Source organism: Rhizobium sp. SVR5-9E (assembly GCF_056755095.1).
Genome location: NZ_JBNDHS010000890.1, coordinates 1 through 203, shown reverse-complemented (window position 1 = coordinate 203; position 203 = coordinate 1). Strand labels below are relative to the sequence as shown.

The 203-nt window shown below is 58.6% G+C and carries 1 protein-coding gene; it reads right to left on the bottom strand.

Going from position 1 to position 203, the window contains the following annotated elements:
* Positions 1-179 (bottom strand): group II intron maturase-specific domain-containing protein (locus ACPYOJ_RS37375; protein ID WP_481420683.1); only part of this gene is annotated, 179 nt, incomplete at its 3' end.
* Positions 180-203 lie beyond the last annotated feature (24 nt).

Here is a 203-nt window from a genome sequence, read left to right as displayed (position 1 = left end):
AGCGTAGGTTGGAGAGCTGAAGGACAGAACCGACCATAGTAATTGATCCAGCCGCGGATGTACGAGTTGAACATCCGCGCCAGATCATCGAGAGCCTTGTCACTGCGAAGGTGCAAGGACCAACTACGGATCGCCTTGAGCGCCGTCGGACTGGCCGCAGGACCGAATGAGACACCCATGCCCCCGGCCTTCTTGCTCACCAG